This window comes from Sphingopyxis sp. (assembly GCF_034380315.1).
Lineage (GTDB): Bacteria > Pseudomonadota > Alphaproteobacteria > Sphingomonadales > Sphingomonadaceae > Sphingopyxis.
The window spans coordinates 397526-409671 of sequence record NZ_JAXMPB010000003.1; the positions used below are offsets into that span (position 1 = coordinate 397526).

Sequence of the window (12146 nt, forward strand, 5' to 3'; positions counted from 1 at the left end):
TTCTCAGTCCTTCCAGCCCCAGAAGAGGAAACAGGGCGGGACGTTCACCCACTCGAACGCATTGTCGATGCGCTGAAAGTGAGTGGCCAGAAAATCACGGGCGCGGGCGCGGAACTGATAGACCAGAAAGGCGCCGCCCGGCCGCAGGGCGCGGTGTGTCGCCGCTGCAATGGCTGGCCCCACGCCCGCCGGCAAAGTCGAAAAAGGCAAGCCCGACAGGACATAATCGGCATGTTCGAAACCATGCGCCGCGATGATGTCTTCGACATCGGCGGCCGATCCATGAACCGCCACGAAGCGGCTGTCGCGGATATCCTTGCGCAGATAGTCGATGAAATCCTCGTTGGTGTCGATCGCGATCAGCATCGCATCGCCCGGCAGCCTTTCAAGCACGGGGCGACAAAAGGTGCCGACTCCCGGGCCATATTCGACGAACAATTTCGTATTTTTCCAATCCACCGGCTTCAGCATATGGCGGATCAACGTCGGGGAGGAAGGTACGATCGACCCGACCATCACCGGATGCTTGATGAAGCCCCGCACGAACATGCCCCACGGCCCGAAAAATCGTTTGAGCCGCTCGCGAACCCGACGGGTCAGCGCGATCTTCGTTTCTTGGGCCTGCGCCCGCGGATTGGTCATGGTGGCTTTCGCGTTGTTGCGGTTGCCAAGGACGTGGCAAAATCAAGGCGCTGGCGCAAGGAAAGAGTGTGGCTTGACACTGGACAGCGGCGCGCCCGCCTGTAGGAGGAGACAAGCCTGCGACGACCGGCGACGAAAGGAGGGGCGCATTGGCGACGACATCGCGGTCCATTCCGGCCGACCGAATGGCGGTCCTGTTCGCGGTCATGCTGGTCGCAGCCGCTGGCAACACGGCGATGCAGTCGATCCTGCCCGCGATAGGCGCAAAGCTGCACATTCCCGACGTCTGGGTCAGTCTGGCCTTCAGCTGGTCGGCACTGCTCTGGGTCGCAACCGCTCCGCACTGGGCCCGCCAGTCGGACAAGCGTGGACGCAAGGCGTTGATGGCGCTGGGCGTCATCGGCTTTTTCGCCTCGATGGCGCTCTGCGGTCTTGCCCTGTGGGCGGGGTTGGAGGGCTATGTCGCGGCCGGCACGACCTTCATCCTCTTCGCCCTTTTCCGCAGCCTTTATGGCGGGCTTGGTTCGGCGGCGCCGCCCGCCGTTCAGGCCTATGTCGCAGCGCGAACCGATCCCGCCGAACGAACGCAGGCGCTGTCGCTTGTTTCCTCCTCTTTCGGGCTTGGGACGGTGGTGGGGCCGGCGGTGGCGCCGTTTTTCATTCTCCCTTTCGTTGGGCTGGCCGGACCGATGCTGGTTTTTGCCCTGATCGGGCTGTTCGTTCTGGTCATGCTGCGCTGGCGGTTGCCCAACGACATGCCGCGCTTTGCGGCGCGCGGCGCGATCGCGCCCTATCCGCTGTCGGCCGGGCCCGCCGAGCCGAGCAGCGACGAAGAGGATGACGCCGCCCCGGCGCCCGCCCCCGCCCCGCCCCCGCTGCGCTGGAGCGACCCGCGCATCCGTCCCTGGCTCGCAGCGGGCTTTTTCGGCGGACAAGCGCAGGCCATGATGCTGGGCGTCATCGGATTCCTGATCCTCGACAGGTTGCAATTGCGCCTGAAACCCGACGAAGGCGCAGCCATGACGGGCATCGTCCTGATGGCCGGAGCCTTTGCCACCCTGCTGTCGCAATGGGGGTTGATACCGCTGCTGAAAATGTCGGCACGCCCCGCCGTCCTGCTGGGCGCGGCGCTTGGCGGGATCGGCATTTTGCTGACCGGCCTGTCCGACGATTTGCATGGTATTATGTTTGGTTTCGCGCTCGCCTCCCTCGGTTTTGGCCTCTTCCGCCCCGGTTTTACCGCCGGTGCGTCACTCGCCGTTCCGCGCCGCGATCAAGGCGCGGTGGCCGGTATGACCGCGTCTATCAACGGATCAGCCTATATCATCTCGCCCGCGATCGGCGTCCTTCTGTACAATTGGCACGCGATGGCGGGCTATGGCCTGATGGCGGCCTTTTGCGGCTGGCTGGTCGTGTGGGGCTGGACCGCGCTGCGCCAGCAACCCGCCGAGGGCTGACCCCCCGCAGACGCCCCCCCGGGGACCGGACCCGCGCATCAAGCACCGGCCGCGATCCCGACGGGAGCAACCCATGGCGTCCTATCCGGTCGGATCGTCACCATGTTTATGGTCGCGCACCGGTTTCAACATGCCGGGCGCGAAGAAGCCGATCGGGTCGACGCTCATCGCCTTCTGCTTGATCTCGCCCTGGATTTTTTCATAGTCGCGCTCCATCGCCTCCGTCACCGAAGCACGGGTATCGACCAGCGCCGCTTCGAAATCGGCCATCGTCACCCGGTCGCTGTCGAGCGAACGCTTGAGCGCGGCGAGACCCGCGCGGCGCACCAGATCCTCCAGATCCGCCCCGGTAAAGCGATCGGCCCGGCCCGCGAGGGCGTCGAGATCGACATCGTCGGCGAGCGGCATCCGGGAGGTGTGGATGTCCAATATGCGCTTGCGGCCATCGGCATCGGGAACCGAGACATAGATAAGTTCGTCGAGCCGGCCAGGCCGCAGCAGCGCCGGATCGATCAGGTTCGGCCGATTGGTCGCGCCGATCACCACGACCGCCTGCATCTCCTCTATCCCGTCCATTTCGGCGAGGATCGTGTTGACGACCCGTTCCGTCACCTGCGGCTCGCCCGACGTTCCGGTCCCGCGCGCGGGCACCAGACTGTCGAGTTCGTCGATGAACACGATCGTCGGCGCCACGGCGCGGGCGCGGGCGAACAGCCGGGCGATCTGCTGTTCGCTTTCGCCATACCATTTGGACAGCAGGTCCGAGGATTTGATCGCGATGAAATTGGCGTCGGATTCGCGCGCTGCCGCCTTGGCAAGCAGCGTTTTCCCCGTCCCCGGCGGCCCATAGAGCAAAAAGCCCTTGGCCGGACGGATGCCCAGCCGACGAAAGGCCTCCGGATGTTTGAGCGGCAGTTCGATGCCCTCGATCATCTTGTCGCGCGCCGCGTCGAGCCCGCCGATGTCGCTCCAGCGCACCTTGGGCGCCTGGACCATCACCTCGCGCATCGCCGACGGCTGAACGCGCTTCAGCGCATTCAGGACATCGTCGCGGGTCACGCGCACCTCGTCCAGAACCTCGGGCGGGATCGTCCCTTCTTCCAGATTGATCCGCGGCATGATGCGGCGCACCGCCTCGATCGCCGCCTCGCGGGTCAGCGCCGCCATGTCGGCACCGACGAAGCCGAAGGTCGTGCGCGACAATTCGCCGAGATCGACATCGTCGGCAAGCGGCATACCGCGGGTGTGGATGCCCAATATCTCGCGACGCCCGCTTTCGTCGGGCACGCCGATCACGATTTCCCGGTCGAAACGACCGGGACGGCGCAGCGCCTCGTCGATCGCATCGGGACGATTGGTCGCCGCGATCACCACCAGATTGGTGCGCGGTTCGAGCCCGTCCATCAGGGTCAGAAGCTGCGCGACCAGCCGCTTTTCGGCTTCGCCCGTCACCTGGCCGCGCTTTGGCGCGATCGAATCAATCTCGTCGATGAACAGGATCGACGGCGCCGCCTTTGCCGCCTGTTCGAACACGTCGCGCAGCCGCTTTTCGGACTCGCCGTAGGCGGAGCCCATGATTTCCGGACCGTTGATCAGGAAAAACTGGGCCTCGCTTTCATTGGCGACCGCACGCGCGAGCCGCGTCTTGCCCGTTCCCGGCGGACCGTGAAGCAGCACCCCGCGCGGCGGATCAACGCCAAGGCGGCGAAAAAGTTCGGGATAGCGCAGCGGCAGTTCGACCATCTCGCGAAGCTGGTCGATCGTTTCGCCAAGGCCGCCGAGATCGTCATAGGTCACGTCCGTCCGGCGCGCATCCTGCGGCTCCTGATATTCGGGGAGCAGTTCGACCTCGGTATTTTCGTCGATGAAGACCACCCCCTTGGGGCTCGCGGACACGACGAGCAGACGAACCTCGGCAAGTGCATAGGCCGGCGCATTGAGCATCTGGCGCAGTTGCGGGGGCATATCGCCAGACGGCAGGCGCTGTTGCCCCGCCGTCGCGACCGTATCGCCGGCCACCAGCGGGCGCCCGAAGAAGCTGCGTTTCAGGGCGTTGGCAGATCCCTGGAGGCGAAGATTTTCCTGGGCCGGGGCAAAGACGACGCGCGTTGCCGCGCGGGTTTCGACGCGGTTCAACTGGACCATGTCGCCCGCGCCGACACCGGCATTTGCACGCTGAAGCCCGTCGAGGCGGATTACCTCCAGCCCTTCGTCCTCGGCATAGGGAGCCATGATCCGCGACGCGGTCTCCCGCTTGCCGCTGATCTGCACCACGTCGCCTTCGGTCAGGCCAAGCTCGGCCATCGCCGAGCGCGGAATGCGCGCGATGCCGCCGCCGCTTTCTTCTGCGCGGGCATTGGCGACCTGCAATTTGATCTGTTTTTCCTTCACCGCTGCTTCGGTCAAAACCAATCTCCCACAATATGGTCACTATCCCGAAGATAGGAAGGAGGTTCCCTATTTTCGACCCCCTCGCCCGCTGGCGCATAGCCTGGCGCTATGACGCAGTGCACAATTGATCTGGCGGTTCGGGCCGCGCCATGTCATCATGGCGGACAGAGACGCATATGCAACGCCTTCCCCCCCTCAGCAGCATGGAAGCCTTTTTGGAGGTCGCCCGTCATGGCACGGTCAAGGCGGCCGCGATCGAGCTTGGCCTGTCGATGCCCGCCCTGTCGCGGCGCATTCAGACGCTGGAACATGCGGTGGGGCGGCCGCTGTTCAACCGCCATCACCATGGGCTGAGCCTGACGGAAGCGGGCCGGGCGCTGCAGGCGCAATTGTCGCCTATCCTGGACGAACTGCGCGCGGTGATCGGAAAGGCGGGCAGTCCCGACGCCTCGCTGCGGCTGCGGCTGAACATCCTGCCGCTGTTCGCGCAGCAACGGCTGTTCCCGCGCCTGCCCGAACTGCGCCGCGAGCATCCGGAACTGCATATCGACATCGAGACGCTGTCGCATGCCGAGGCGCGGCTGGGCGATGGGATCGACGTCGCCATCGCGCTGGCGCGATCGATCGACCCCGCGCTTTACGCCGCGCGGCTCGATCAGGACAAGGTGTTCCCGATCGCCGCGCAAGGCCTGACCGACGGCAGCCGCCCGATCACCGTTCCCGAACAGTTGCAACGGATGACGATCCTGCTTCACCGGGAAATGCCCGAAACCTTTAACGAGTGGCGGCGCGCGATCGGCATGCCCTGGCTGGAACCGGCGGCCACCGACTATTTCGATTCAGGCCCGCTGATGCTGGAGGCCGCCGCCCAGGGAATCGGGGTCGCCTTCATGCACGGTCATCACCTTGACGATGCCCATGACGCACGGCTGACCCGCCTGTTCGATTTCGATGTCGACAGCCCGTACAGCTATTGGTTCGTGTGCCGCCCGCGCGCCCTGCGCCAGCCGGCGGTGAAGCTGTTCCATGACTGGCTGCTGGCCGCGAAAATCTGATCGGCCCGCGGCGCGGCTAGATCCTGGCGGGCAGGTTTTCCTTGCGCATTTCGACCGCGATATCCCAGACCGCGATGAACATGGCAGCGATCACCGGGCCGATCACGATGCCGTGAAAACCAAAAAGCTGTAGCCCGCCGAGCGTGGTTAACAGCACGATATAGTCGGGAATGCGCGTTTCGCGGCCGACCAGGATCGGGCGCAGGATATTGTCGACCATGCCGATGACGAACAGCCCGCAAAAGACCAGCGCCACGCCCTGCCAGATCGAACCCGTGAACAGCAGATAAAGCGCCATCGGAACCCAGACGAGGCCGGTGCCGACCGCCGGGATCAGCGACGCCGCCCCCATCAGCACGCCCCACAGCAGCGCCGCCTCTATCCCCAGCGTCCACATCACGAGCCCGCCGATCAGCCCCTGGATGATCGCGACGACGATGCTGCCCTTGATGGTCGCGCGGACGACGACGATGAACCGGCCGACCAACAGGGTCAGATGATCGGGGCGCAGCGGCGAAGCTTCGGCAACCCGGCGCTGGATATGTTCGCCGTCGCGGATCAGGAAAAAGGCAAGGTAGAGCATCAGGCCGAGCGTGATCAGCAGCGAAAAAAGCCCCTGCCCGATCTGCAGCGCCTGTACCAGGACCGCGCGAAGGCCGTCGGCGGCGCCATCGCCCAGCAGGTCGCGCGCCGCCGCCAAATTGGTCAGGCCCAGGCGCTCGAGCCCGTCGGAGGCCCATTCGGGCAATCCGTCGCGAAACGCCGCGAAGCTGCGCGCGAGATTGATGTCGCCCGTTTGGATGCGCGAATAGATGGCGGTCGCTTCGCCCACCAGCGCCAGCATCAGCACCGTCGCGGGCAGAATGACGACGGCGATGATCAGCAGCAGCGTGAGCATGGCCGAGCTGTTTTTGCGCCCCGGCATCTTTGCCAGCAGGCGGCGATGGATCGGTTCGAACAGGATGGCGACGATGACGGCCCACAGGATCGCCGCCAGAAACGGCCACAGGATGACGAGGAAGGCCGCCGAAACGACCATCAGAATAGCCAGAAAGGGCCAGCGTCCGCCTTGATCTTCGTCCCTTTTCCCGTCCGGCATGTGGCTCTCTTTCGCAGGCGGGATCGCCCATGCGCCCATATTAGACGCAGAATCGCGGCGGGTTAAGCGAGGAAAATCCCCGCTTCATCGTGACGCTGTGGAAAATGGTGCTGCTGGGGAGGATTGAACTCCCGACCTCACCCTTACCAAGGGTGCGCTCTACCACTGAGCTACAGCAGCAGCCGGTGCCCTTTCGATCTATTTCGCCGGGCAGGCGCGGCCTATGGCGGTGCGCCCCGCGCGTGTCAAGATACGAGGCTTGACGATGATGCAATTTCCTCCGAAGGGCTCGCGCGTGACCAAAAAGCCCGCCCCGGCCGATCAGGAACGCGAACGCCGCCTTGCGGAGGCTTTGCGCGCCAATTTGCGCAAGCGCAAGTCACAGACCCGCGACGCAAAGGCCGATATCCCGGCTAAAGACTGACCGTAACGGTCACCATATCGGATTCGGCCAGCTCTTCGGCCTTGCGGACCGCGGCCTTGACCGGCAGCAACCAGCCGCCACTGTCGCGATGCGGGAAAACCGAGGTATTCCAGCTCGTGTCGCCGATGACGGCGCGCACCTTCGCCGATCCGAACCCGCGCCGCCGGTCCAGCCATTGTCCGCCCATCGCCGCCAGCCGAATCCCGTCGGCCGCCTCTCCCTCTATGGTCAGGAAATACCAGGCGGCGGGCGCCGTCGCCGATTGCCAGCGCCACAGCGGCGTCGTGACGGTGAACGCCTCCATGTCAGTTCCTCGCCGTCCGCGTCATTTTGCGCCCGCCGCGCGCACCGGCACCGGGATATTGCAAATGTCGGCGCCGCCCGCGGGCGCGATAAAAAAGGGATCGCGGCGGTTGGCGCGCGCATCGGAATAGCGCGCGAAGCTGTCGCTTTCGGTCGACAGATATTCGAACCGCGGCTGCTCGGTCGGCGGCAGGTCGCTGGCGAGGCGGATGGCGCGAATCGGCACCCGCTCGGCCGGATTTTCGTAAAAGCCCAGCGCCCCGGTGCCGCGCGGCAGGCTCGACAGATGCTCGATGCCGCTGACCACCCGGCCGACCAGCGCGATATTGCGGTCAAGGTGGCGCGGCGCATGGCCGATGACGGCATAAAGCTCGGCGCCGCTGCCGGTATCGGGCGAAAAATTCCGCCCGACGCCGACCGCGCCATAGCAATGGACGGGCCAGCGATGGTCGCGATCGAAAGCCATGGGCCAGCCGCTGAAAAAGCCGGTGGACGCCGCATAGGGATCGCGGCGCCCCTCGCCCGCTTCGCCGGGTGCCGGATCGCGAAGCGGTAGCCGTTCCGCCGGCACCAGATAGGCGTGCTCCGGCATCGTCGCCAGCCCGCCGGGCAGCGGCTTTGCCTTCGCGGCATCCTCGCCATCGGGGTCGCCCCACTGTGCAACATAATTGTCCTGGACGCGGGTGACGGCCATGCCGTCCCACCAATGCGCCGCCGCAAGCTTGCGGATATTGCCGATCCACCCCTGGCTGAAGGGCGCGGGCATCAACTGGATGACGATGCGCCGGTCCTTGCCCGCGCGGTCGGGCGCCAGATCCATCACCAGCAGATCGTCCGGCGGCACTGCGACCCAGTCGGCGGCGGGGGCCGCGCCGACGATCTCGCCCGGCGACGGCGGCGCCTGCTGGGCAAGCGCGGCGGGTACAAGCGCGAGGGCCGCGGCAGCGGCGAGGAAGCGGTGAGTCATGATGATGGTCTGCCACGCCGAACCGGCTTGCGAAAGCCCTACCAAACGATTAGGGCGCGCCTTCCAGTGCAAAGATGCGGAGCGGTGGCCGAGTGGTCGAAGGCGCTCGCCTGGAAAGTGAGTATACGGCAAAACCGTATCGAGGGTTCGAATCCCTCCCGCTCCGCCACTTCCGAACCAAGCCCGGAACGCCGTTTGCCGCCGATGGGGCGTCAGGGTCAGGCGCGCTCGTCGCTGTAAAAGGGTCGGTCGCCCGCGATCGTCACGCGCTCCATGCGCCGCACCGCGGGGAAATAATCCGACGCCGCATAATGCTGCGCCGCGCGGTTGTCCCAAAAGGCGATCGACCCCGCGCGCCAGCGAAAGCGGCACTGGATTTCGGGAACCGCCGCCGCGGCATAGAGATGCTGGAGCAGCGCCGCGCTCTCCTTCGCCGACAGCCCCTCGATATGGCTGGTGAAGGCGGTGTTGACGTACAGCGCCTGCTCGCCCGTTTCGGGGTGGGTGCGTATGACGGGGTGCCGCTGCGGCGGATACTGGTCGTGCAAGTCCTTCGCATCCTTGCCCAGCCGTTTGGCAAAGACCCGCGCAATGTCGTGAACCGCGACGAGCGACCGGCACCAGTCCTGCATGGCGGGCGACAGGCCGCGGAATGCCGCGCCCATGTCAGCGAACAGCGTATCGCCGCCGACCGGGGGCACCTCGACCGCGCGCAGGATCGAACCCAGCGACGGTTCGGCGCGCCAGGTGACGTCCGAATGCCAGAAATTCTCTCTCCCCTTCGATTCGGGTCCGTGCGCGATGTGCAGCACTTCGGGGTTCGGTTGGTCCCTGGGTGTTGCGGGATGAATTTCGAGCGAGCCGAAACGCCGTGCAAAGGCGATATGCTGTTCCGCGCTGATGAACTGGTCGCGAAAGAAGATCACCTTGTGCGCCAGCAGCGCGGCACGGACCTCGGCGATGACCGCATCATCCTGCGGTTGGCCGAGGTCTATTCCCGATATTTCGGCACCGATCGACGGTGTCAGGGGCGCAACCGTCAGCCGGGAAAAGGCGCGCGGCGGGGTGACGAGGTTCATCTTTCGCTCTCCCATTATCGGGTTTTCGCGCAGCATTAGCGCGGTTGCCGCCCGGCGAGTCAAGGCGCCCAGCCCATCCGTTGCGACAAGGCCGCGCGGATTATCGCGTGACACCCGCCGATATTTCGGCATGAAGAGAGGCTGTACGCCCTCAGCCGAACCAGAAATTCAGCGAAAGAAATCAAGATGAAATCGACCCTCTCCCTGGCCATCGCCGCCTTGTTCGCGACCGCCGCGCCCGCCTATGCGCTGGCCGCGCATGCGTTCGAACCCGCCGAACCCATGGAAGCGGCAGCAATGGTCGCCGGCGTTGCCGCCGCCGATGCGCCCGGCGACAGCACTGCGGCAGCCGATGCCTATGGCGAGGACGGCGGCCCACGCGCGCATGAACAGGCCGACGCGATCCCGTTCATCTGCCCCAACAAGAACGCGGTCGACGGCATGCACCGGCTGTGGATATCGCGGCAAAATCCCGATCATGCCGAATTTGAAATGCAGAAAATGATGGGCGATCTCGGCGCCGTCGCCGAATATATCACCATGACCCGCGTCGCGCAGCGCGGGACGACCGCCCGTTATGAATCCGACGACATGAGCTTTGACGTCACCGGCGACAAAGGCGTGTTCAACTTTATGGGATTCACCTTCGACTGCGCGCGCCAGCCCGCCTCCTGATCTTTCGGCGCCGGTCGGCCAGCCGCAGCGTCAGCCGGTTGTCGCGCCGCCCATGGCGCGCCCCGCCGCCGGCCACCGCCACGCGGCGATCGACCGGTGGCGGAAATGCGGGGCGGGATGGATGCGGCGCACCGGTTGCCCCGACGTGTCAGCGATTCCGCCCGCTTGCCGAGGGCAAGGGCGAATGCCCCATGGGTGCCGCCTCGAAAATGATCGACAAGAATCGGATGGAATAGCATAGAGATTGCACGGACCGGATCAGGGTTTCAGGCGCATGAAGATCATCGTGCGGGGCCAGAACTGAGTGGCAGGCATTTGAAGACCATATCAAAATCTGCGGCCGGATTTTTGAACCTCCCGCCCCGCCATTATACCGCCGATTGCCCTTTATGACACGACATCCCCCTTCCCCAAGAGCGGCCCGCGCCGCCGAAACACGACAGCAGCTTGTCCGGGTGGCGCAGGATCTTTTTGCCGCGCGCGGCTATGTCGACGTCAGCCTGGATGATGTGTTGGCGGGCGTTCACCTCACCAAGGGTGCACTCTATCACCATTTTCGTGACAAGAAGGACCTGTTTCGCGCGGTGCTGGTGACCGTGCAGGCGCGAATTGCGGCCAGCGCGCGCGCGGCGGGCGATGCGGCGGGCGATCCGTTTCAGGGCCTCAAGGCCGTCTGCCGGACCTTTCTGCGCGAATTGCGCAAACCGGATGCGATGCGGATCGTTTGCCGCGATGCGGGCGCGATCCTGACTTGGGCCGAATGCGCAGACATCGACCAGCAGCACATGCTGGCTGTGATGCGCGATTTCATCGGCACAGCGCAGGCAGCGGGGGCGATTGCCACGCTCGACCGGGAGGCGACGACGCGCGTTATCGCCGGGGCGATCTATCAAACCGTCGAGTGGGCCTCGCACGACCAAGCCGAGGGCCGGATGGCAGCAGGCGAAATCGTCATCATGCGATTGCTGGATGGTCTCGCAAACGATTGACTCACATACCAAAAGCATGCCCTATCACACATACTATTGGTATGTGAGGTGAATATGAGCGAAATGCCCAAGACCCTCGTGATGGGGGCAAGCGGGTTGATCGGCCGCCCCGTCGCGGAAACACTGGCGAGCGCCGGTCTGCCGGTGCGGGCCGGATACAGAAGCCGCCCCGTCGCCATTCCGGGCGCAGAACCGGTCCGGGTCGACGCGGAGACGGGCGAAGGGCTGGCCGAAGCCGTCGAAGGGATGGATCAGATTTTCCTGCTGGTCGGGGATATGCCCGACCAGACCGGGGCCGAATTGCGAATAGTCGATGCGGCCCGAAGAGCCGGTGTCGGCCACATCGTGAAACTGTCGACATTCGGCGCGGAAACCGAATCCTATTCGATCGCACGTATCCACCGGCCCGTAGAACAGGCGATCGAGCAATCCGGGATCGCCTACACCTTCCTGCGGCCGAATTGCTTCATGCAGAATTTCCATACCTATTATGGAGATATGATTGCCCATACGGGCCTGGTGAGGCTGCCTTGCGATGATGCCGCGGTCAGCTTTATCGACGCGCGCGACATTGCCGCCGTCGCCGCCCGCGTCCTTGTCGATGAGGCCTGGCGCGGCCGCGCCTATGACCTGACGGGTCCGCAAGCACTGACGCATGATCAGGCCGTCAGCTTCCTCGCGACAGCCGATGGCAAGCCGGTCCGATACAGGAGCATCACCGACGAAGAATGCCGGTCGGACATGATCGCGGCAGGCCTATCCGCCGCCTATGCCGAGGATATTGTCGAGCTTTGCCGCCATTATCGCACCGGAGCAGCAGCCCGCATCAGTTCGGCGGTGGAGGATATTACGGGCCGATCGGCCCTGTCATTCGCCACCTTTGCGGCCGATCACCCTGCCCCCTGGGCGTAACGGGCGCTTTGCAACGAATATTCGCGACAGGGCGCATTCGCTGCGGAACCGCGCGGACAGGGTGAAGGGCGCCCAGGGTGCGCGGCCCACATTGCCCATCCGGCGATGGGGCCGCGCATAAACGCCCCTGCTTGCCCCTGCTTACCCCTGCAA

At 65.0% G+C, this 12146-nt stretch carries 12 protein-coding genes and 2 tRNA genes; 7 read left to right on the plus strand and 7 right to left on the minus strand.

Annotation, left to right across the window (positions count from 1 at the left end; translation table 11 throughout):
- Positions 1 to 3: 3 nt before the first annotated feature.
- Positions 4 to 642 (minus strand): class I SAM-dependent methyltransferase, encoded by a 639-nt coding sequence (locus U0S50_RS07780; protein WP_322308199.1) that lies wholly within the window; start codon positions 640 to 642, stop codon positions 4 to 6.
- Positions 643 to 791: 149 nt separating this feature from the next.
- Between U0S50_RS07780 and U0S50_RS07785 the strand changes: the two genes are divergently transcribed.
- Positions 792 to 2099: an MFS transporter gene (locus U0S50_RS07785; protein WP_322308200.1), complete on the plus strand. Its 1308-nt coding sequence runs from the start codon at positions 792 to 794 to the stop codon at positions 2097 to 2099.
- Between the two features lie 81 nt (positions 2100 to 2180).
- Here the strand turns inward: U0S50_RS07785 and U0S50_RS07790 are convergent, their stop codons facing one another.
- On the minus strand, positions 2181 to 4505 hold the full coding sequence (locus U0S50_RS07790; protein WP_322308201.1) for a CDC48 family AAA ATPase: 2325 nt from the start codon (positions 4503 to 4505) through the stop codon (positions 2181 to 2183).
- Positions 4506 to 4666: 161 nt separating this feature from the next.
- Here U0S50_RS07790 and U0S50_RS07795 point away from each other — a divergent pair, with 161 nt between their 5' ends.
- Positions 4667 to 5545 carry a LysR substrate-binding domain-containing protein gene (locus U0S50_RS07795; RefSeq protein WP_322308202.1) on the plus strand — a complete coding sequence of 293 codons (879 nt, stop codon included), beginning with the start codon at positions 4667 to 4669 and terminating at the stop codon, positions 5543 to 5545.
- A gap of 16 nt (positions 5546 to 5561) precedes the next feature.
- On the opposite strand, the gene U0S50_RS07800 is transcribed toward U0S50_RS07795, so the two are convergent.
- Entirely contained in the window at positions 5562 to 6644 is a 1083-nt protein-coding gene (locus U0S50_RS07800; RefSeq protein WP_322308203.1) for an AI-2E family transporter, read from the minus strand.
- A gap of 105 nt (positions 6645 to 6749) precedes the next feature.
- Positions 6750 to 6824 (minus strand) — tRNA-Thr (locus U0S50_RS07805).
- 115 nt (positions 6825 to 6939) lie between these two features.
- On the opposite strand from U0S50_RS07805, the gene U0S50_RS07810 reads away from it, so the two are divergent.
- Positions 6940 to 7068, plus strand: coding sequence for a hypothetical protein (locus U0S50_RS07810; RefSeq protein ID WP_322308204.1), 129 nt, complete (start codon positions 6940 to 6942; stop codon positions 7066 to 7068).
- On the opposite strand, the gene U0S50_RS07815 is transcribed toward U0S50_RS07810, so the two are convergent.
- A complete protein-coding gene (locus U0S50_RS07815) occupies positions 7058 to 7372 on the minus strand; it encodes a DUF1905 domain-containing protein (protein WP_322308205.1) in 315 nt (104 codons plus the stop codon). The genes U0S50_RS07810 and U0S50_RS07815 overlap by 11 nt on opposite strands.
- A gap of 21 nt (positions 7373 to 7393) precedes the next feature.
- On the minus strand, positions 7394 to 8338 hold the full coding sequence (locus U0S50_RS07820) for a peptidylprolyl isomerase (protein WP_322308206.1): 945 nt from the start codon (positions 8336 to 8338) through the stop codon (positions 7394 to 7396).
- Between the two features lie 78 nt (positions 8339 to 8416).
- Here U0S50_RS07820 and U0S50_RS07825 point away from each other — a divergent pair.
- A tRNA-Ser gene (locus U0S50_RS07825) sits at positions 8417 to 8507 on the plus strand.
- Between the two features lie 49 nt (positions 8508 to 8556).
- Here U0S50_RS07825 and U0S50_RS07830 read toward each other — a convergent pair.
- Positions 8557 to 9417, minus strand: coding sequence for a TauD/TfdA dioxygenase family protein (locus tag U0S50_RS07830; protein WP_322308207.1), 861 nt, complete (start codon positions 9415 to 9417; stop codon positions 8557 to 8559).
- A 186-nt stretch (positions 9418 to 9603) separates the two neighbouring features.
- On the opposite strand from U0S50_RS07830, the gene U0S50_RS07835 reads away from it, so the two are divergent.
- The 3 genes from U0S50_RS07835 to U0S50_RS07845 all read left to right on the plus strand — a co-directional run bounded on the left by U0S50_RS07835 (position 9604) and on the right by U0S50_RS07845 (position 11993).
- The gene (locus tag U0S50_RS07835) at positions 9604 to 10092 is read left to right on the plus strand and encodes a hypothetical protein (protein WP_322308208.1); all 489 of its coding nucleotides are present in this window, start codon (positions 9604 to 9606) and stop codon (positions 10090 to 10092) included.
- 455 nt (positions 10093 to 10547) lie between these two features.
- Entirely contained in the window at positions 10548 to 11081 is a 534-nt protein-coding gene (locus tag U0S50_RS07840; RefSeq protein WP_322308209.1) for a helix-turn-helix domain-containing protein, read from the plus strand.
- A 54-nt stretch (positions 11082 to 11135) separates the two neighbouring features.
- Complete coding sequence (locus U0S50_RS07845) at positions 11136 to 11993, plus strand: SDR family oxidoreductase (RefSeq protein ID WP_322308210.1); 858 nt, start codon at positions 11136 to 11138, stop codon at positions 11991 to 11993.
- Positions 11994 to 12146: the final 153 nt, after the last annotated feature.

Bases quoted from the DNA above. Each gene is read 5' to 3' on its own strand.
- U0S50_RS07845 (WP_322308210.1), top strand. From the start codon at position 11,136: ATGAGCGAAATGCCCAAGACCCTCGTGATGGGGGCAAGCGGGTTGATC.
- U0S50_RS07780 (WP_322308199.1), bottom strand. From the start codon at position 642: ATGACCAATCCGCGGGCGCAGGCCCAAGAAACGAAGATCGCGCTGACC.
- U0S50_RS07820 (WP_322308206.1), bottom strand. From the start codon at position 8,338: ATGACTCACCGCTTCCTCGCCGCTGCCGCGGCCCTCGCGCTTGTACCC.
- U0S50_RS07835 (WP_322308208.1), top strand. From the start codon at position 9,604: ATGAAATCGACCCTCTCCCTGGCCATCGCCGCCTTGTTCGCGACCGCC.
- U0S50_RS07795 (WP_322308202.1), top strand. From the start codon at position 4,667: ATGCAACGCCTTCCCCCCCTCAGCAGCATGGAAGCCTTTTTGGAGGTC.
- U0S50_RS07800 (WP_322308203.1), bottom strand. From the start codon at position 6,644: ATGCCGGACGGGAAAAGGGACGAAGATCAAGGCGGACGCTGGCCCTTT.
- U0S50_RS07830 (WP_322308207.1), bottom strand. From the start codon at position 9,417: ATGAACCTCGTCACCCCGCCGCGCGCCTTTTCCCGGCTGACGGTTGCG.
- U0S50_RS07815 (WP_322308205.1), bottom strand. From the start codon at position 7,372: ATGGAGGCGTTCACCGTCACGACGCCGCTGTGGCGCTGGCAATCGGCG.